The 18,931-nt window shown below is 67.5% G+C and carries 18 protein-coding genes; 12 read left to right on the top strand and 6 right to left on the bottom strand.

Going from position 1 to position 18,931, the window contains the following annotated elements:
• Nucleotides 1–33: 33 nt before the first annotated feature.
• A complete protein-coding gene (locus tag ACTJLF_RS28035; RefSeq protein ID WP_019652017.1) occupies nucleotides 34–993 on the bottom strand; it encodes a LysR family transcriptional regulator in 960 nt (319 codons plus the stop codon).
• 160 nt (nucleotides 994–1,153) lie between these two features.
• On the opposite strand from ACTJLF_RS28035, the gene ACTJLF_RS28040 reads away from it, so the two are divergent.
• The 4 genes from ACTJLF_RS28040 to mmsB all read left to right on the top strand — a co-directional run bounded on the left by ACTJLF_RS28040 (nucleotide 1,154) and on the right by mmsB (nucleotide 6,132).
• Nucleotides 1,154–2,677 carry a CoA-acylating methylmalonate-semialdehyde dehydrogenase gene (locus ACTJLF_RS28040; RefSeq protein WP_019652018.1) on the top strand — a complete coding sequence of 508 codons (1,524 nt, stop codon included), beginning with the start codon at nucleotides 1,154–1,156 and terminating at the stop codon, nucleotides 2,675–2,677.
• 103 nt (nucleotides 2,678–2,780) lie between these two features.
• Nucleotides 2,781–3,935, top strand: a complete 1,155-nt coding sequence (locus ACTJLF_RS28045; protein WP_126182225.1) for an acyl-CoA dehydrogenase family protein — start codon at nucleotides 2,781–2,783, stop codon at nucleotides 3,933–3,935.
• A gap of 64 nt (nucleotides 3,936–3,999) precedes the next feature.
• On the top strand, nucleotides 4,000–5,115 hold the full coding sequence (locus ACTJLF_RS28050; RefSeq protein ID WP_019652020.1) for an enoyl-CoA hydratase/isomerase family protein: 1,116 nt from the start codon (nucleotides 4,000–4,002) through the stop codon (nucleotides 5,113–5,115).
• Nucleotides 5,116–5,235: 120 nt separating this feature from the next.
• The gene (mmsB, locus tag ACTJLF_RS28055; protein WP_126182223.1) at nucleotides 5,236–6,132 is read left to right on the top strand and encodes a 3-hydroxyisobutyrate dehydrogenase; all 897 of its coding nucleotides are present in this window, start codon (nucleotides 5,236–5,238) and stop codon (nucleotides 6,130–6,132) included.
• 24 nt (nucleotides 6,133–6,156) lie between these two features.
• Here mmsB and ACTJLF_RS28060 read toward each other — a convergent pair whose 3' ends face one another.
• The gene (locus ACTJLF_RS28060) at nucleotides 6,157–6,321 is read right to left on the bottom strand and encodes a hypothetical protein (protein WP_157773606.1); all 165 of its coding nucleotides are present in this window, start codon (nucleotides 6,319–6,321) and stop codon (nucleotides 6,157–6,159) included.
• Nucleotides 6,318–7,598: an MFS transporter gene (locus tag ACTJLF_RS28065; RefSeq protein ID WP_440884342.1), complete on the bottom strand. Its 1,281-nt coding sequence runs from the start codon at nucleotides 7,596–7,598 to the stop codon at nucleotides 6,318–6,320. Before ACTJLF_RS28065 ends, ACTJLF_RS28060 begins: the two co-directional genes overlap by 4 nt.
• A gap of 151 nt (nucleotides 7,599–7,749) precedes the next feature.
• Here ACTJLF_RS28065 and gcvA point away from each other — a divergent pair, with 151 nt between their 5' ends.
• From gcvA to ACTJLF_RS28080, 3 genes are read left to right on the top strand one after another with little or no spacing between them, the layout of a single operon-like run.
• Nucleotides 7,750–8,733, top strand: a complete 984-nt coding sequence (gene gcvA / locus ACTJLF_RS28070; RefSeq protein ID WP_440884343.1) for a transcriptional regulator GcvA — start codon at nucleotides 7,750–7,752, stop codon at nucleotides 8,731–8,733.
• A 29-nt stretch (nucleotides 8,734–8,762) separates the two neighbouring features.
• Nucleotides 8,763–9,401 carry a DUF1345 domain-containing protein gene (locus ACTJLF_RS28075; protein ID WP_019652025.1) on the top strand — a complete coding sequence of 213 codons (639 nt, stop codon included), beginning with the start codon at nucleotides 8,763–8,765 and terminating at the stop codon, nucleotides 9,399–9,401.
• Complete coding sequence (locus ACTJLF_RS28080) at nucleotides 9,398–10,138, top strand: hypothetical protein (RefSeq protein WP_440884344.1); 741 nt, start codon at nucleotides 9,398–9,400, stop codon at nucleotides 10,136–10,138. Before ACTJLF_RS28075 ends, ACTJLF_RS28080 begins: the two co-directional genes overlap by 4 nt.
• A 24-nt stretch (nucleotides 10,139–10,162) precedes the next feature.
• Here the strand turns inward: ACTJLF_RS28080 and ACTJLF_RS28085 are convergent, their stop codons facing one another.
• Entirely contained in the window at nucleotides 10,163–11,089 is a 927-nt protein-coding gene (locus ACTJLF_RS28085) for a LysR family transcriptional regulator (RefSeq protein ID WP_019652027.1), read from the bottom strand.
• 109 nt (nucleotides 11,090–11,198) lie between these two features.
• Between ACTJLF_RS28085 and metE the strand changes: the two genes are divergently transcribed.
• The 4 genes from metE (at nucleotide 11,199) to ACTJLF_RS28105 (ending at nucleotide 16,226) form a co-directional block, all read left to right on the top strand.
• The gene (gene metE, locus ACTJLF_RS28090) at nucleotides 11,199–13,544 is read left to right on the top strand and encodes a 5-methyltetrahydropteroyltriglutamate--homocysteine S-methyltransferase (protein ID WP_440884345.1); all 2,346 of its coding nucleotides are present in this window, start codon (nucleotides 11,199–11,201) and stop codon (nucleotides 13,542–13,544) included.
• Between the two features lie 117 nt (nucleotides 13,545–13,661).
• Nucleotides 13,662–14,474 (top strand): hypothetical protein, encoded by an 813-nt coding sequence (locus tag ACTJLF_RS28095; protein ID WP_440884346.1) that lies wholly within the window; start codon nucleotides 13,662–13,664, stop codon nucleotides 14,472–14,474.
• Between the two features lie 101 nt (nucleotides 14,475–14,575).
• Nucleotides 14,576–15,544: a Bug family tripartite tricarboxylate transporter substrate binding protein gene (locus ACTJLF_RS28100; protein WP_132798336.1), complete on the top strand. Its 969-nt coding sequence runs from the start codon at nucleotides 14,576–14,578 to the stop codon at nucleotides 15,542–15,544.
• A 328-nt stretch (nucleotides 15,545–15,872) separates the two neighbouring features.
• Entirely contained in the window at nucleotides 15,873–16,226 is a 354-nt protein-coding gene (locus ACTJLF_RS28105) for an alpha/beta hydrolase (RefSeq protein ID WP_440884347.1), read from the top strand.
• An 86-nt stretch (nucleotides 16,227–16,312) separates the two neighbouring features.
• Here the strand turns inward: ACTJLF_RS28105 and ACTJLF_RS28110 are convergent, their stop codons facing one another.
• Nucleotides 16,313–16,897, bottom strand: a complete 585-nt coding sequence (locus ACTJLF_RS28110) for a DNA-3-methyladenine glycosylase I (RefSeq protein WP_145758728.1) — start codon at nucleotides 16,895–16,897, stop codon at nucleotides 16,313–16,315.
• A 64-nt stretch (nucleotides 16,898–16,961) separates the two neighbouring features.
• Here ACTJLF_RS28110 and ACTJLF_RS28115 point away from each other — a divergent pair, with 64 nt between their 5' ends.
• Nucleotides 16,962–18,701, top strand: coding sequence for a dipeptidase (locus ACTJLF_RS28115; RefSeq protein WP_440884348.1), 1,740 nt, complete (start codon nucleotides 16,962–16,964; stop codon nucleotides 18,699–18,701).
• On the opposite strand, the gene ACTJLF_RS28120 is transcribed toward ACTJLF_RS28115, so the two are convergent.
• Nucleotides 18,655–18,885: a hypothetical protein gene (locus tag ACTJLF_RS28120; RefSeq protein WP_440884349.1), complete on the bottom strand. Its 231-nt coding sequence runs from the start codon at nucleotides 18,883–18,885 to the stop codon at nucleotides 18,655–18,657. The genes ACTJLF_RS28115 and ACTJLF_RS28120 overlap by 47 nt on opposite strands.
• Nucleotides 18,886–18,931: the final 46 nt, after the last annotated feature.

Here is an 18,931-nt window from a genome sequence, read left to right on the forward strand (position 1 = left end):
CTCCTGTCTCCGTCTGGGGGAGCGGGTCGATCGTTATGGGGTGGGCTTGCGCTGGCGGGCCGGCCGTTGTGGCGGGCCGCTCGACTCATTCTCTTCGCCAGGCGGCTGCAGCAGCAAGAGCGACTGCCGCTCCTGCACCGTCTCGCGCAGGAAGTTCCACACCGCCTGCATGCGCGCGAGATGCTTGGTCTCCGCCGGCATCGACATCCAGAAGGTGCGCGTGAAGTTCGCCTGCCCGGGCAGGACGGGGCGCAGCGCGCTGTCGTGTTCGGCGAGGAACGCCGGCAGCACCGCGATGCCCGCGCCCGCAGCCACCGCGCTGTGCTGCGCGAGCACGCTGGTGCTGCGCAGCGCGAAGGCGTCGGGGCGGTGCAGTTCGTCGAGGTACTGCAGCTCCTTGCTGAAGAGCAGGTCGTCCACGTAGCTGATGAAGGTGTGGCCGCGCAGGTCCTCCCGGGTGCGGATCGGCTTGTGCGCCGACAGGTATTGCCTGGATGCGTACAGGCGCAGCGTGTAGTCGGTGAGCTTGGCGACCACCACCGGCCCGCGCGCCGGGCGTTCGAGCGAGATCACGATGTCGGCCTCGCGCCGAGACAGGTGCACGAGACGCGGCATCGCGAGCAGGTCGATGGTGAGCTTCGGGTGCCGCACCGCGAACGACGCGAGCTGCGGCGCCAGCACCACCGTGCCGAAGCCTTCGGTCGCGCCGATGCGCACCAGGCCCGAAAGGCCTTCCTGCGATGCCGGCGCGGTGCTCTCCACCGCCAGGAAGGCGCTCTCCATCGCCTCGACCTGCGGCTGCAGGCGCCGGCCCGCCTCGGTGAGCCGGTGGCCGCCCGATTCGCGCGAGAAGAGCGGGGCGCCGACCTCCTTCTCGAGCGCCTGGATCCGCCGCGCCACAGTCGTGTGGTCGACCTCCAGCCGCCGTGCCGCGCTCATCAGCGTGCCCGAGCGGGCCAGCTCCAGGAAGTACCGCAGGTTGTCCCAGTCCATGTGCTTTCGTGCTTCAGGTCGTATCGGGTGGAAGGCTTTGCATTTTTGCAAAGTCGTCGCGCAATTTTGTCTATTGTCATGGCAAATCTGCAAAGCTAGGATGCGTGACCGACCCGGTTCGCCCGGCGCCGCTTTCACAGATTCACAGGAGACAAAACCCATGGACGCCACCACCACGCCCTCGACCCAGGTCGCCACCGTCAAGCTGCTGATCGGCGGAAAGCTGGTCGAATCGAAGACCACCGAATGGCGCGACGTCGTCAACCCGGCCACGCAGGAAGTGCTGGCGCGCGTGCCCTTCGCCACGCAGGCCGAGCTCGACGCCGCCGTCGCTTCCGCCAGGGAAGCCTTCAAGACCTGGCGCAAGACGCCCATCGGCGCCCGCGCGCGCATCTTCCTGAAGCTGCAGCAGCTCATCCGCGAGAACATGAGCGAGCTCGCCGCGATCTTGACGGCCGAGCAGGGCAAGACGCTGCCCGACGCGGAAGGCGACGTGTTCCGCGGCCTCGAAGTGGTCGAGCACGCCTCGAACATCGGCAACCTGCAGCTCGGCGAACTGGCCAACAACGTGGCCAGCGGCGTCGACACCTACACGCTGCTGCAGCCGCTGGGCGTGTGCGCCGGCATCACGCCGTTCAACTTCCCGGCCATGATCCCGCTGTGGATGTTCCCGATGGCCATCGTCACCGGCAACACCTTCGTGCTCAAGCCTTCCGAGCAGGACCCGATGGTCACCATGCGCCTGTGCGAACTGGCGCTCGAGGCCGGCGTGCCCCCCGGCGTGCTGAACGTGGTGCATGGCGGCGAGGCCGTGGTCAACGGCATCTGCGACCACAAGGACATCAAGGCGATCAGCTTCGTCGGCTCCACCAAGGTCGGCACGCACGTCTACAACCGCGCCACGCTGGCCGGCAAGCGCGTGCAATGCATGATGGGCGCGAAGAACCATGCCATCGTGATGCCCGACGCCAACAAGGAGCAGACGCTCAACGCACTGGCCGGCGCGAGCTTCGGCGCCGCGGGCCAGCGCTGCATGGCGGTGTCGGTGGCGGTGCTGGTGGGCGAGGCGCGCAACTGGGTGCCCGAGCTGATCGAGAAGGCGAAGACGCTGAAGGTCGGCGCCGGCACCGACAAGGGCGTGGACGTGGGCCCGCTGGTCTCGTGCGCCGCCTACGACCGCGTGAACAGCCTCATCGAGCGCGGCGAAGCCGACGGCGCGAAGCTGGTGCTCGACGGCCGCAAGCCGACGGTGCCCGGCTACGAGAAGGGCAACTTCGTCGGCCCGACGATCTTCACCGGCGTGAAGCCCGGCATGACGATCTACGACCAGGAAATCTTCGGCCCCGTGCTGTGCGTCGCGGACGCCGAGAACATCGACGAGGCCATCGAGCTGATCAACAGCAACCCGAACGGCAACGGCACTGCGATCTTCACGCAGTCGGGCGCGGCGGCGCGTCGCTTCCAGGAAGACATCGACGTGGGCCAGGTGGGCATCAACGTGCCGATCCCGGTGCCGGTGCCGATGTTCTCGTTCACCGGCTCGCGCGCTTCGAAGCTCGGCGACCTGGGCCCGTACGGCAAGCAGGTCGTGCTGTTCTACACGCAGACCAAGACGGTGACGGCGCGCTGGTTCGACGACAGCACCGTCTCGCACGGCGTGAACACGACCATCAGCCTGAAATAAGCTCGCCCCCAGGCTCCCGGGGCCACATCTGCGATCCGGCAAGGCCGGCTGCGCGATGTCCCCGGAAAGAGGACTCGAGAAATGATCTGCTGTGGGGCATCAATTGGACTTTGAACTTTCCGAGGAGCAGCGCGCCTTCGCCGAGACGGCGCGCGATTTCGCTCAGGCTGAATTCGCGCCGCATGCGGCGCAGTGGGATGCGCAAGCCATCTTCCCCAGGGAAGCGATCGCCAAGGCTGGCGAGCTGGGCTTCTGCGGCCTCTATGCGCCCGAGCGCATCGGCGGCCTCGGCCTTCCGCGCCTCGACGCCGCGCTGGTGTTCGAGGAGATGGCGGCGGTCGACCCTTCGACGACGGCCTTCATCACCATCCACAACATGGCGACGTGGATGCTGGGCACCTGGGCGACCGACGAAGTGGCGCAGCAGTGGGGCGAGGACCTGACGAGCGGGCGCAAGCTGGCGTCGTACTGCCTGACCGAGCCGGGCGCCGGATCGGACGCGGGTTCGCTCAAGACGCGCGCCGAACTGCAGGGTGCCGAGTACGTCATCAACGGCGGCAAGGCCTTCATCTCGGGCGCAGGCTCGACCGACGTGCTGGTGCTGATGGCGCGCACGGGCGGCGCGGGAGCGAGCGGCATCTCGGCCTTCGCGGTGCCGGCCGACGCGCCGGGCATCAGCTACGGCAAGAAGGAACACAAGATGGGCTGGAACAGCCAGCCCACGCGCACCATCAGCTTCGACAACGTGCGCATTCCCGCGCAGAACCTGCTGGGCAAGGAGGGCGAGGGCTTTCGCATCGCCATGAAGGGGCTCGACGGCGGGCGCATCAACATCGCGACCTGCTCGGTGGGCGCCGCGCAGGGCGCGCTCGATGCGGCCCGCCGCTACCTGCACGAGCGCCAGCAGTTCGGCAAGCCTCTGGCCAGCTTCCAGGCGCTGCAGTTCAAGCTGGCCGACATGGCGACCGAGCTGGTCGCTGCGCGGCAGATGGTGCGGCTCGCAGCCTCGAAGCTCGATGCCGGCCATGCCGACGCCAGCACCTACTGTGCAATGGCCAAGCGCTTCGCGACCGACGCCGGTTTCAACGTCTGCAACGATGCGCTGCAGCTGCACGGCGGCTACGGCTACCTTGGCGAATTCCCGCTGGAGCGCCTGGTGCGCGACACGCGCGTGCACCAGATCCTCGAAGGCACCAACGAGATCATGCGCGTGATCGTTGCGCGAAAATTGCTGGAAGGGGACAGCGACATCCGCTGAAACCTGCGCGTTCTCAGCGTGCTGTCCCCGCATCCGATCCAGCCCAGTCTCACCTCAGCTTCACATGACCGACTCAGTAGTTCTTTTCGACGAAATCAAGACCGCCGGCGGCCAGCGCTTCGCCGTTGCCACGCTCAACGCGCCGGCTTCGCTCAACGCGCTGTCCGTGGACATGGTGCGGTTGCTCACCCCCAAGCTGCGCGAATGGGCGAGCGACGCCGGCATCGTCGGCGTGCTGCTGCAGGCCTCGGGCGAGAAGGCCTTCTGCGCCGGCGGCGACCTGCGCCAGCTCTACCAGACGCTGCTCGACTGCGGCCCCGAACGCAATACCTACGCCGAGGACTTCTTCCGCGAGGAGTACGAGCTCGACTACCTGATCCACACCTTCCCCAAGCCCTTCCTGTGCTGGGGCCACGGCATCGTGATGGGCGGCGGCGTGGGCCTGCTGGCGGGCGCCTCGCATCGCGTGATGACGCTGCAAAGCCGCATCGCCATGCCCGAGATCAACATCGGCCTGTACCCCGACGTGGGCGGCAGCTGGTTCCTGCGCCGCACGCCGGGCCGCACCGGGCTGTTCCTCGCGCTCACTGCCGCGAACATCAACGCGGCCGACACCATCTTCTGCGGCCTTGCCGACGTGCTGGTGCCGCAAGAGCGCAAGAGCGAAGTGCTCGAAGCCATCGCCGCCACCCAATGGGCCGGCGAGAACAAGTCCGACCGCGCCACGCTGTCGCGCATCCTCGCCAAGGCGGGCGAAGGCGCCGAGATGCCGGCATCGAAGGTGCGCGAGCACTACGACACCATCAACGCGCTGATGGCGGGCGACGACCTGCTCGACATCGCCGGGCGCCTGCGCGAGCTGCAGAGCGACGACGCGTGGCTGCAGACGGCAGCCAAGACCTTCGCCAAGGGCGCGCCCAGCTCGGCTGCGCTGAGCTTCGAGCTGTGGCAGCGCGTGCTGCGCATGTCGCTGGCCGAAGTGTTCCGCCTCGAGTACTGGGCCTCGCTCGGCTTCTGCGCGCACAAGGACTTCGCCGAAGGCATCCGCGCGGTGCTGGTCGACAAGGACCGCAATCCGCGCTGGAACCCGGCCACGCTCGAGGAGATCACGCCCGCCTTCATCGAAGACCACCTGCGTCCGCGCGGGGAGATGCCGCCGGAGCTGGCATCGCTGGCCTGAGAGAGAAAGAAGCGGCCAGCCGGGCGCAAAGGGAGCGAAGGTTCCGCGAAGGACGCGAAACCTTCGCGTCTTCTGCGTCCTGATCCGGCATTCGTGTTCAAGCAACCCAGGAGACATCAAATGAAGATCGCATTCATCGGACTAGGCAACATGGGCGGCCCGATGGCCATGAACCTGCACAAGGCCGGCCACACGCTCGCCGCCTTCGACCTCTCGAAGGAGGCCTGTGCGAAGTTCGGTGCCGACGGCCTGCCGATCGCAAAGTCGGCCGTCGAGGCGGTGGCGGATGCCGAGGTCGTCATCAGCATGCTGCCGGCCAGCGCGCACGTTGAAGGACTGTTCCTGGGCGGCGCTGGCAAGCCCGGGCTGCTGGAGAGCATCCGCGCAGGCTCGCTGGTGATCGACAGCAGCACCATCGCGGCCGCGACCTCGCGCAAGGTGGCCGAGGCGGCTGCGGCGAAGGGCATCGCGATGATCGATGCGCCCGTATCGGGCGGCACCGGCGGCGCCATCGCGGGCACGCTGACCTTCATGGTCGGCGGCGAGACGCAAGACCTGGAGCGTGCGCGCCCGGTGCTCGAGAAGATGGGCGCCAACATCTTCCATGCCGGCGCGGCAGGTGCGGGGCAGACCGCGAAGATCTGCAACAACATGCTGCTGGGCATCCTGATGATCGGCACCTCCGAGGCGCTGGCGCTGGGCGTGGCCAACGGGCTCGATCCGAAGGTGCTCTCGGAGATCATGCGCCGCAGCTCGGGCGGCAACTGGGCGCTGGAAAAGTACAACCCGATGCCCGGCGTGATGGAGACGGCGCCCGCTTCGAAGAACTATGCCGGCGGCTTCGGCACCGACCTGATGCTCAAGGACCTGGGGCTGGCCCAGGAAAACGCCACCGCCGTGCGTGCGGCCACGCCGCTGGGCGGGCTGGCGCGCAGCCTGTATGCGGCCCACAGCCTCGCCGGCCATGGTGCGCTCGATTTCTCGAGCGTGCTGAAGCTGGTGCAGAAGGCTTCCTGAGCCCGCTGCGTCGATCGATCCGGCTCAGCTGTAGCGCGACTGCAGCAGCCACAGCAGGCCGAGCACCACCACGAGCAGCACGGCGAAAAGAACCCAGGCGCGGGTGAACGCCTGCGTTTCGGTGAGTTCGGCCTGCGAAGCCATCGCGGGAGGCGCGCTGGCGGTTACGTCGGGTTGCGGTTGTGTCATTTCCCCACTGTACAGCGCAGTCCGCCGGCCGGGGCCAGCTTTGCATTGGCATCCATCCGCGACATCGACCACATGATGGCGGCTGCCACCAGGTTGGCTCCGACGCTGAACAGGATCGGCAGCAGGTAGCTGCGGCTGATGTCGAAGGCATAGCCCGCCGCGGCCGGACCTACCAGCGTGCCGAAGGCCACGCTGGTGTAGAGCACGCCGATGATCGCGCTGATGTTGCGCCCGCCGAAGTAGTCCATCACCAGCGCCGGCAGGAGTGCGACGAAGCCGCCATAGAACGCGCCGTAGAAGAAGGCGAACACCGCCAGCCCCCGGAAGCCGCCGGACGTAGCCCACACGAGCAGCGACAGCGCCATGCCGGTGGACATCAGCAGCATGGTCTGCGCGCGCCCCATGCGGTCGGCCAGCCCGCCCAGGAAGAAGCGCCCGGCCGTGCTGCCCACGCCGATCGCGCCCAGCAGCAGTACAGCGGACGCGTTGGGCACTCCATGGTCCAGCGCATAGGGCACCAGATGCACGAAAGGCACGAACAGGCCGAACGAGCTGATGAGGCAGGTCACGTACAGCCCGGCGAAGCGCCGGGTGCGCACGGCATCGCGCACCGTGAAACCCTCGGGACGGGCCGTCGCGGCCTGCGGCAGCGGCGAATCGCCGTCGGGGCCCAGCCCTCGGTCGCGCGGATCGTTCTCGATCAGCAGGGCCATGCCGACGCCCACCACCATCGCCAGTGCACCCAGCGCCAGGTAGGCGTTGCGCCAGCCCAGTGTCTCGATGAAGAGCGACGCGAGCGGCGGCATCGCCAGTGTGCCGACGCCGATGCCGCTCACCGCCAGCCCCGAGGCGAAGCCGCGCCGCCGGACGAACCAGCGCTGCACCGCGCCGAGCACCGGCACGTACGAGGCGCCCACTCCAAGGCCCACGCCCAGACCGTAGGCGAGATAGATCTGCGTGAGGCTGCGCGCCTGCCCCGCCAGCGCCAGCCCCAGACCGACCAGCGCCATGCCGGCGACGGCCAGCCGCCGCGAACCCCAGCGGTCGGCCAGCGGTCCGCTGACCACCCCGAGGCCGAAGTAGAGAAAGCCCGCAAGCGAGAACACCAGCGAGACCGAGCCGCGCGAGGCGCCGAAGTCTTTCTGCAGCGATTCGAGGAAGGCGCTGAAGGTGTAGGCGCAGCCGAAGCCGACGAAGGTCACGGCGAAGGCGCCCGCGACCACCAGCCAGCCACGGAACAGGCCTGCGCCTTGCGATGGGGAAGGGGTGTTCATCATGTGGATGTCTGGATCAGAATATCTAATGCCGCGGTCCCGGGCATTCGAGGCCGGGTGCTCTCTTTCGGCAAAACCTAGGTGGATATTCCGGCTTCCAGGCCTCCACGGCAAACCAGAATTTCTGCCTCTTTCAGTTCAGAACGGCTAAACGATGGAACACCAGCTTCCTCCGCTCAACGCGCTGCGCGCCTTCGAGGCCGCTGCCCGCCATCTCTCGGTGAAGAACGCGGCGGACGAACTCTGCGTGACCCCGGGGGCAGTGAGCCAGCTCGTCAAGACGCTGGAGCTGCACCTCGGCGTGCAGTTGTTCCGCCGCGTCAACCGGGGCATCTTCCTGACCGATGCGGGACAGGCCTACCTGCCACCCGTGCGCAATGCGTTCAGGCAGATCAGCGACGCCACGCAGAAGGTGGCCGTGCCCCCGCAGACCGGCCTGCTCACCGTGAGCGCCACGCCGTTCTTCGCTTCCGCCTGGCTCGTGCCGCGCCTCAAGTCCTTCCAGGATGCACATCCCGACATCGACCTTCAGGTGCTGACGGGCAATGCGCTGGCCGATTTCTCGCGAGACGGCGTGGACGTCGCCATCCGCCACGGCATGGGCCAGTACCCCGGGCTTGCCAGCCAGCGCGTGCTGACGGTCGAGATGGTGCCGGTCGCCGCACCCGCGCTGGTCGCCGGGCACGGCAAGCCGAAGCAGCCGGCCGATCTGCTGCGGTGGCCGCGCGTGAACGACGCCGATCGCAAGGGCTGGCGCCTGTGGTTCGAGGCGCAGGGCATCCACGATGTCGGCCCGGCGCGCGGGCCTTCCTTCGGCGATGCCGGCCTGCTGCTGCAGGCCGTGCTCGCGGGGCAGGGCGCGGCCCTGCTGCCCGCCGCCATGATGGCTCCCGAGATCGCGCAGGGCCGGCTCGTCCAGCTCTCGAACGTGACATGGCTCGAAGACTTCGCCTACTACCTCGTGTGCCCCGAAGCCAGCCGCGACTGGCCGAAAGTCGCGGCATTCCGTGACTGGCTGCTCGAAGCGGTGCGCGAGAAAGGCGCTTCGTCAGGTAGCCGCAAGAGAGGATCGCCCACAGTCGCGGGTCAGCCCATCGCGCCGCCACGTCGTCGGCGCGCCGCGGCCGGTCCTTCATGAAGCTCCAGCGACACAGATTCCTCCGCCAGATGGCCGCCCGGCCGCGCCTGTTCATTGCTACCGCCATCGCCATCGCGACCGGCGTGCTGTGGCCTCCGTCCATCGAGGCCCACCTCGTCACCCGTCTGCTGATCGCCTGGAACACCGGCGCATGCCTTTACGTGCTGCTCGCCGCGATCATGATGACGCGCTCTTCGCAGCAGCACATGCGCTACCGCGCGCAGCTCCAGGACGAGGGTCGCATCGTCATCCTCGTGCTGGTGGTGGTGTCGGCCATTGCCAGCCTGGCGGCCATCGGCGGCGAACTGGCGGTGGTGAAGGACATGCACGGCATCGAGAAGATCGCGCACATCGCGCTGGCCGGGCTCACGGTGATGTCGTCGTGGGCCTTCACGCAGGTCATGTTCACCTTGCACTACGCGCACGACTACTACGCCGGCACGGCGCGGGGACGCAATCCCGGCCTCCAGTTTCCGGACGACGAGCCTCCCACCTATGGCGATTTCTTCTACTTCTCCGCGGTGATCGGCACCTCGGGGCAGACGGCGGACGTGTCCTTCGTGTCCAAGCCCATGCGGCGGATCGGCTCGGTGCACTGCATCCTGGCGTACCTCTTCAACACGACGGTGCTCGCGTTGCTCATCAACATCGGCGCGAGCATGTTTTGAGCGCACGGGCACGCCATCTCCGATTCGCCGCTGCGGCACTCCTGTGCGTCGCCGCGACCGCGTGGGCGGACGAAGAGCTGGTCGAACTGCCTTTCAAGCTCACTGTGGGCGCCTACCGCGTTTCCGGCGGGGGCCTGCCCGCGGGGCCGGGGCTGGACATGAACCTGCGCTACACCTACGGGGACGGCAACGTCTGGATAGGCTGGTTTCGCTCGCCGGTACTCGATTTCGCGCAGCCGCGCGTGGGCTGGGACCACACCTTCACGCTGGGGCCGGTGCGGGTGCTGCCTTCGCTGCAGGCCGCCTCGGGCGGATTCGTGGGCGGCAGCCTGGCGGTGGAAACAGGCGACAGCTGGTTCGCCGGCGCGGGCCTGGGCCGCACCAACCTGCGCAACTATGCGAACCTGAACTTCGATCCGAACGACTCTTACACGGTGCATGGCGGCTACAAGTGGACGGACGGAAAGGCGCTGTCGCTCTCGCTGATCCGCGACAACCGGCTGAACCCCGATCAGCAGGACGTGCATCTCGTCTATCGCATGCCGCTGCCCGATCGGCAACGCCTGACCGTCGACCTGCTGGCCAAGCAGGGCACGGTCGAGGGCCGATTCATCCGCCGTGCCGGCCTGACCGTGACCTACGACTGGCCGCGGTGGTTCGTTCGCGCAGCCTATGACCCGAAGGTGAACTTCACGTCGCAGAACATGGTGCGGTTGTCGGTAGGCACGCGATTCTGAAGGGCGCAGGAGCGACCGAACTGTTCAGAGCAGCTCGATCCCCGGCAGGCTCTTGAAGCAGCTCTCGCGTGTGATGCGCACGAAGTCGGCCAGCCAGGGCCGTGCCGAGGTGGCCTGCGTGCAGGCCATGTAGAGCCGTCCGGTCAGCCCCTTGCTGCCCACGCGGCGCGCGGTGACGTAGCCTCGGTCGAGATAGTTCTGCACCGCCCACAGCGGCAGCGTCGCCACGCCGCGTCCGCTGGCCACCAGCTGCAGCATCGCGACCGTGAGCTCGGTCGTGCGGCGGTGCGCGGGCTCCACGCCAGCGGGGTCCAGCACCTGGCGAACGATGTCGAGCATCTCGTCGGGCACCGGGTAGGTGATGAGCGTCTGGTCGGCGAAGTGCCGCGCCGTGAGGTACGGCTTGGCCGTCAGCGGGTGGTCGTTGGCGAGCAGCGCCATGATCTCGAAGCGGAAGAGGGCGTGGTAATCGACGGTTTCGCCGGGGTCCTGCTCGGACACGATGGCCACTTCTGCGCGGTTCTGCATCACTAGCGCGATCGGGTCGGGGTGGAAGCCCGAGACGATGTCGAGCTCGATCTCGGGCCAGCGCTGGCGGAAGGCGTCCATGGCCGGCATGAGCCAGTCGAAGCAGGTGTGGCACTCGACCACGATGCGCAATTGGCCGCTGCGGCCCAGCGCGAGCCGTGCCACGTCGCGCTCGGCTTCCTCGATCAGCGGCAAGGCGGTGTCGGCCAGTTGCAGCAGCCGCAGGCCGGTGGTGCTGAACTGCGGCGGCACCGACTTGCGCTCGAAGAGCTGGGCGCCGTAGCGGTCTTCGAGCAGCTTGACCTGGTGCGACAGGGCCGACTGGGTGAGGTTGAGCAGCTGCGCCGCGCGCACGAGGCTGCCGGTGTCGCGCAGCGCGACGAGCGTGCGCAGGTGGCGGATTTCAAGTATCGATTGCTGCATGAAAAATATTCAATCGAAAGAGCAAAAGGTTTCGTTTGAATCATATGCCTCAAACGCCGACCATCGCTGGCTCACAAGATTTCCAAGATCAGCGACCGGATTACCTGAAATGACCACCCGTACCCACACCCTCGGCTTTCCGCGCATGGGCGCCCACCGGGAACTCAAGTTCGCCCTCGAGAAGCACTGGCGCGGTGAGATCGATCGTGCCGCACTCGAAGCCGTCGGTGAGCAGCTGCGCGCCCGCCACTGGCAGGCCCAGCGCGACGCGGGGCTCGACTTCGTGACGGTGGGCGACTTCGCCTACTACGACCACGTGGCCAACCACATCCAGCTGCTTGGCTGCGAGCCGGAGCGCTTCGGCTTCCATGGCGACGAGCCGGAGCTCTCGCGCTATTTCAAGATGGCGCGCGGCGTGGAGAGCGAAGCCGGCCACGTCCACGACGAGAGCTGCAACCACGGCACCGAAGGCACTTTCGCGCTGGAGATGACCAAGTGGTTCGACACCAACTACCACTACCTCGTGCCCGAATTCAAGGCGGCCACGCAATTCAGGCTCGCGTCGACGCGCCTCTTCGATGAAGTGGCGCAGGCGCAGCAGGCCGGCCACGGGGTCAAGGCCGTGCTGCTGGGGCCGCTGAGCTTCCTGTACCTCGGCAAGGAAAAGGAGGCCGGCTTCGACCGCTTCTCGCTGCTCGATTCGCTCCTGCCAGTGTACGAACAGGTGCTGGTCCGACTGAAGCAGCAGGGCGTGGAGTGGGTGCAGATCGACGAGCCCATCCTGGGCCTGGACCTGCCCGATGCATGGCGCAACGCCTTCGAGCGCGCCTATTGGCAGTTGGCTCGCAGTGCGCCGAAGCTGCTGCTGGCCACGTATTTCTCGCCGCTGTCGGACAACCTGCGCCTGGCCTGCCAGCTGCCGGTGGCAGGCCTGCACGTCGACGCGGTGCGTTCGCCGCAGGAGCTCACCGGCGTGGCCGATTGGCTGCCGGCGCACAAGGTGCTGTCGGTCGGCGTGGTGGACGGGCGCAACATCTGGCGCACCGATGTCGATGCCGCGCTCGCCAAGCTCAAGCCCGTCGCCGAGAAGCACCAGGGCGAGCTGTGGATCGCGCCGTCGTGCTCGCTGCTGCACGTGCCTTTCAGCCTCGCGGCGGAGACGAAGCTCGATGCCGAGCTGAAGTCGTGGCTCGCCTTCGCCGTCGAGAAGCTCGACGAGCTGCGCGTGCTGCGCGCGGCCATCGATGGCGGGGAGGCTTCGGTCGCGGCCGAGCTGGCGGCCGCCCGCTCGGCGGTTGCGGCACGCCGTGCCAGCCCGCGCGTGCACCGTGCCGACGTGGCCCTGCGCCTCGCGCGCAGCGTGGCCGGCGACGACAGCCGCGTCTCGTCCTTCGGGATGCGCCAGCTGGTGCAGCGCACGCGCTTCGCGCTGCCCGCGCTGCCGACCACCACCATCGGATCGTTCCCGCAGACCGCCGACATCCGCGCCGCGCGCGCCGCCTTCAAGCGAGGCGAACTCGACGCGGACGGCTACCGCGAGAAGATGCGCGCCGAGATCGCGCTGGCCGTGCGCAAGCAGGAGGAACTTGGCATCGACGTGCTGGTGCATGGCGAGGCCGAGCGCAACGACATGGTCGAGTACTTCGGCGAACAGCTCGACGGCTTCGCCTTCACCGCCAACGGCTGGGTGCAGTCGTACGGCTCGCGCTGCGTGAAGCCGCCGGTGATCTACGGCGACGTGGCGCGTCCCGCGGCGATGACGGTCGAGTGGACCGCCTACGCGCAAAGCCTCACGAAGCTGCCGATGAAGGGCATGCTGACCGGCCCCGTCACCATCCTGCAATGGTCCTTCGTGCGCGACGACCAGCCGCGCGCCACCACCTGCGAGCAGATCGCATGGGCGATACGCGACGAGGTGGTCGACCTCGAAAGTGCGGGCATCGGCATCATCCAGATCGACGAGCCGGCCATCCGCGAGGGACTGCCGCTGCGCCGCGCCGGATGGCCCGCGTACCTGAAGTCGGCCACGCGCGCCTTCCGCATCAGCGCATCGGGCGTGCGCGACGAGACGCAGATCCACACGCACATGTGCTATTCGGAGTTCAACGACATCCTGCCGGAGATCGCGGCGATGGACGCCGACGTGATCACCATCGAGACCAGCCGCTCCGACATGGAGCTGCTGCGAGGCTTCGGCGGCGACGGCAACGTCGGCGGCTTCCGCTATCCGAACGAGATCGGCCCGGGTGTGTACGACATCCACTCGCCGCGCGTGCCCTCGGTCGAGGAGATCGTGCGCCTCATGCGCAAGGCTGCCGACGTGGTGCCGCCCGCCAACCTGTGGATCAACCCCGACTGCGGCCTCAAGACCCGCGGCTGGCCCGAGACCGAGGCGGCGCTGTCGAACATGGTGGCGGCGGCGAAGCTGCTGCGCGAGGAACTGGCGCAGGCCTGAGAAGTGCGGAAAAGACCGGGGCAACCGGGGCCGGCAGGAGGGTGAGGGGAAGGCCGGCGCGCCAATAATGGCGCCATGCTTTCCCCGAAACGTCTCCTTTTCTTCCGTTTCTCCCTGTTGCTTCTCCTGCTCCCGGCCCCCCTGATGGGCTGGGCCCAGAGCCGCGCGGAAGCGCTGCTGCAGTTCGAAGGCGTGCAACAGCGCTACCAGGCCTCCTACGGGCCCGGTGCCGTCTCGCGGGGCGCCAGGGAACTGCTCGATCCCGACGACCAGGCCATCGCCGACAAGGCGCTCAAGGCGCTGGATACGGCGGCGGCCCGCGCATTCAACACGAACGCGTCGGTGGCCGCCATCCAGCAGGAAGTCGCATCGGCGGGCAACGGAGGTGCGGCACCCGGCCTGCAGCTGCTCGCGGCCGTAGCGCACTTCGTGAAGCTGCGCACCGACTATGCGGCGATGAGCGATGCCGGAAAGGCGGAGTTCTTCAACCGCGAGCGCGCCAAGCCCGTGGACCCGGCGCGCGCCGAGCTGCTGGAGCGAATGGCCGTGGCCGACGTGCGCGAGATCGACTTCTCCAGCCAGTTGCTGATGAGCGCCGTCGTCAAGCAGCTGGCGCGCGGCAATGGCGGCCAGTTCAGCTCGCTGCCCGACCGCACGCTCGACATGGCCCTCGACACGCTCTGGTCGCGCGGCGTGACCTCGACGCGCCCGCGCAACCTGATGCTCGTGGCGCGTGAATTCGAGAGGCAGGTGACGCAGGCGCAGCTCGCCGCGCTGCCCGACGCCGACGTGGCCGCGTTGCTGGCATGGCGCAACGATCCGCAGGCCGCCGCCGAGCGCGAGGCGCTGGTGGGCACCTACCGCGCCGAGGTCAAGGGCAGCGGCGGCGTCGCGCTGCGCACCCTGATCCGAGCCTGGCCGCGCTCCTGACCGACAGGCCGCTGGGAGAAATCCCGAGGCCAAAGCCGCTCCGGGAGCGTGCAATGTGCGATATATCCGACAACGACTCACAACACACAGGAGAACTTCGCATGACTTCCAACCGCATCGCATCGCTCGCCGTCGGGCTGGCCGTGTCCGTCCTCGCCCAGGGGGCCGCTGCGCAGGCCTGGCCCACCAAGCCGATCAGGCTGGTCGTTCCCTTTTCCGCAGGAGGCGCCAACGACCTGATGGCGCGGGCGGCGGCCGAAGGCGCGTCGAAGCAACTGGGGCAGCCGGTGATCGTCGACAACAAGCCCGGCGCGGGCGCGGTCCTCGGCGCCGACGTGGTCGCCAAGAGCGCTCCCGACGGCTACACCTTCCTGGTGAGCGCAGCGGGCGTAGTGTCGAACAGCATGATCAAGAAGAGCATGCCGTACAAGGACGAGGCGCTCGTGCCGGTGGCCATGATCGGGCTGGCGCCCTCAGTGATCGTGGTACCGGCCAATGCGCCCTACAAGGACCTGAAGGAGTTCGTCGCCGCCTCCAGGAAGTCGGCCAACGGCTTCCACTGGGCCACCGCCGGCACCGGCAGCACGCCGCACTTCGTCGAGGGCATCCTGCAGACGAAGTACGGCGGCAAGCTCGACGTGGTGCCCTACAAGAGCGGCTCGGAGTCGATCACCGCGGTGCTCGGCAACCAGGTCGAGGCGACCTCGGAGGCCAGCATCGTGGTGCTGCCCTACGCGAAGAGCGGCAAGCTCAAGGCGCTGGCGGGCACGTGGACCCAGCGCATCTCGGCCTACCCCGAGCTGCCGACGGCGACGGAGGAGGGCTTCCCCGAGATCCGCATCGCGCACTGGGCCGGCGTGCACGCGCCGCGCGGTACGCCCGACGCGATCATGGACAAGATGGCCGCGGCCGTCGACGCCGCGATGAAGTCGCCCGAGATCGCGAAGCGCCTGAAGGACATGGGCATCGAGCCCATCGGCGGCACGCGCGCGAGCTTTTCCAAGTTCGTCGACGAGGAGCGCGCGCGGCTCGCAAGCGTGGTCAAGGCCACGGGCATGAAGGAAGACTGAGCCGGGCCGGCTGCCCCGGAAGTGAGCACGGCCGCTGACATGCAACGTGCATGTGATTCGCGAGGCTCTAGAGAGCGCCGCCGCGTCGGTACCACCTTTTATTGAAAGATGGAGGGCACCGGGGCGGCTGTGCTTGACGGTCTAGTGACAAAGTATGCAAACTGCCGTGGTTTTCGGCCGTTGAAAGGACACTTGGATTAGCGTCGACAAAAAGTTCCGGTCTATTGTTTCAATTTCGTGAACACTGCGATTCGTTCTCCATAGGGTTTGCCCTAGGTTTCGTGGTGCACACTAGCGGCACCAAAAGCCCAATGAAGAAGGAATTGAAATGAAGACCTCGAACATCCTCGCCGCCGCCGCTCTGTCCCTGCTCGCCGCCGCTGGCGCCCACGCAGAAACCTACGAAGGCGTTCAGCCCCTGACTTCCGGCTACAGCCGCTCCGACGTGGCGCCCCAGGCCGCAGCAGCCGCCCGTGCCGGCAACGCCTACGGCGACAACGAAGGCGCCGCTTCGACCGCCACCCCCGCTCTGGCCGCTTCGGTCGACCGCGCCACCGTCCGCAGCCAGGCCGTCGCCGCCGCACACGCTCCGGGCCAGAACCTGCGTCCCGAAACCTTCGCCGGCAGCGTGATCCCCGCGCAAGCCAAGGGCCTGACCTTCACGCGTCAAGCCGGCCTGTAATTCGAAGGCGGCGCAAGCCGCTTTTCATCGAATCACAAGTCACACATCAAGAGAAACCGGACCTGCGAAAGCAGCGTCCGGTTTTTTCATTGGGGCTTCGGTTTGTGCTTCGCCCCGTGGCGATGGCAATCGTGCGCATGGTCGTCCACGATGCCCGTGGCCTGCATCCATGCGTAGACGATCACCGGCCCGACGAACTTGAAGCCGCGCTTCTTCAGTGCCGCCGAGATGTCTTCCGACAGCGGCGTCTTCACCGGCACGCTTCCGGTGCGGTTCACGATGGGCTTGCCGCCCGCCATGCCCCAGATGAATTCAGAAAAGTCCTCGCCCTTGGCCTGCATCGCGAGGTAGGCGCGGGCGTTGCCGATGGTGGCCTCGATCTTCGAGCGCGAGCGCACGATGCCGGCATCCTGCATCAGCCGCTCGACGTCGGCCTCGGTGAACCTGGCGATCTTCTCGGGCACGAAGCCCTTGAAGGCCTTGCGGAAGGCATCGCGCTTTCGCAGGATGGTGAGCCACGAGAGCCCGGCCTGGAAGCCGTCGAGCATGAGCTTTTCCCACAGCGCGCGGCTGTCTCGCTCGGGCACGCCCCATTCGGCGTCGTGATAGGCCATCAGCAGCGGGTCGGTCTGGGCCCAGGCGCAGCGGATCTTGTCGGTGCTGTTGCTCATTGTTCGTTCGATTCTTCGCTCGGCTATCGTCGCGGGATGTTTTCAGAATGAGGGGGAGACCCTGATGCAGCAATCTCGATTTTCATTGTCGGCGCTTTCGCTGGGCCTTGCGCTCGCCCTCGGCTCGCCGGCGCATGCCGACACGATCAGGAAACCCCAGCTCGACCAGTTCGCCGCCGCGTGGCAGGCCGGCAAGGCTCCCGCCGACTTCGATGCCTTCCTCGTCCAGGCGGCGAAGAGCCAGCCCACGCTGCAGGGCAGCGTGGATGCCTACCGCGGCAGCAAGGCATCGCTGGCGGGCGACGATCTCGTCAACGTCGCGCGCCTGCTCGGCCTCTACAACCGTCTTAAGAACCAGCAGGCCGTGATCGAGAGCATCGGCACCATGGTGGCGATTCCGACGGTACGCAACGTGCAGGTGCCGCCCCACGAAAGTGCGCCGATCATCGAGTTCGGCCAGCTGGTCGAGAAGATGTCGCGCGACTTCGGGCTCGCGTACCGCAACGTCGACAACCGCATCTTCGAAGTCAGCCTGAAGGGCAGGGGCTCGGAGGAGTTCGGCATCCTCACCCACGCCGACGTGGTGCCCGCGGTGCTCTCCGAATGGGTGCTCGACGACGGCACCCGGCTCGACCCTTTCAGGATGACGCGCGTGGGCGACTTTCTCTACGGCCGCGGCACCATCGACGACAAGGGCTCGATCGCGGCGGTGCTCTACGCGATGAAGGCCGTGAAGGAAAGCGGCCTGCCCATCGAGCGCAGCATCCGCCTGATGATCGAGACCACCGAGGAGACCGGCGGCGACGCGATGCAGTACTACCGCACGAAGACGCAGCTGCCGGCCTACAACATCGTGCTCGACAGCAAGTACCCGGCGGTGGTGGCGGAGAAGGGCTCGGGCGCGCTGAAGGTGCTGTTCCCTGCTGAAGCGGCCGACCCGGCATCGACCGCGATCACGGCGCTGACGGGCGCCGCGTCGGCCAATGCGATCTCGCAGACGGCCACCGCCACGCTCAAGGGCGGCGACCTGGCCGCCGCGCTCGCGAAACTCGAGGCCGCGAAGCCCGGCTTCCTGAAGGAGTACGAGGGCCAGGGCGGCAAGTTCGCCATCGACATCGCACGCGGTGCCGACGGCATCGAACTGAAGGTGACCGGCGTATCCGCCCATGGCTCGCGACCCGAGGAGGGCGTGAACCCGCTGCCGCGGCTCGCGCTGTTCCTGCAGGAATCGGGCGTGCCGCTGGCCTCCAACCACTATCTGAAGGCCGCGAGGTACATCGATGCGCTCTACGGCACGGGCTATCTCGGCGAGAAGCTGGGCCTCGGCTATGCCGACGACTTCATGGGCCCCCTGACCTTCTCGCCCAACCTCGTGCGCATGGGCAGCGACGGCCGGCTCGAGGTGACGGTCAACGTGCGCATGCCTCGCGGGCGCACGCCCGAGGAGCTCAAGGCCCAGGTCACGCGGAAGATCGATGCCTGGGCGGGCGCGAACGACGTGAAGCTCGAGATCGCGTACGACCAGGGCAACTGGATGGCGCGCGACCCCAAGGGCGCATGGCTGTCCACGCTGCTGAACATCTACGGCGACACCACCGGCCTCGAAGCCAGGCCCGTGCCCACGGCCGGCAGCACCACCGCGAAGCTGATGCCCAACGCCATCAACTTCGGTCCTGCTATGCCCGGCAAGAAGTACACCGCGCACAACGCCAAGGAGTACAAGGAAGTGCCCGACCTCGATGCCGACATGCAGATGTTCACCGAGATGCTGGTGCGTATCGGCAATCTGAAGCAGATGCAGTAGCCGGCCCGAAGGCGAAGCCCCTGAGCTCCAGCAGCTCGTCGAGGATGGGGCAGGCGGGCTGGTGGTCGCCCAGGCACAGGCCCGCGAGGCGCTCCAGCACGCGCTTCGTTGCCTGGAGTTCCTCGATGCGCGATTCGAGCTCCTCGGCGCGCGTCAGCGCCACGCTCTTGACTTCGGCGCTCATAAGGCAACCTCCTTCTTGACGCTGCCTTTGACAGGTGCTGAGGTGG

Origin of the sequence: Variovorax sp. 22077 (assembly GCF_052044195.1) — a bacterium.
GTDB lineage: Bacteria > Pseudomonadota > Gammaproteobacteria > Burkholderiales > Burkholderiaceae_C > Variovorax > Variovorax atrisoli.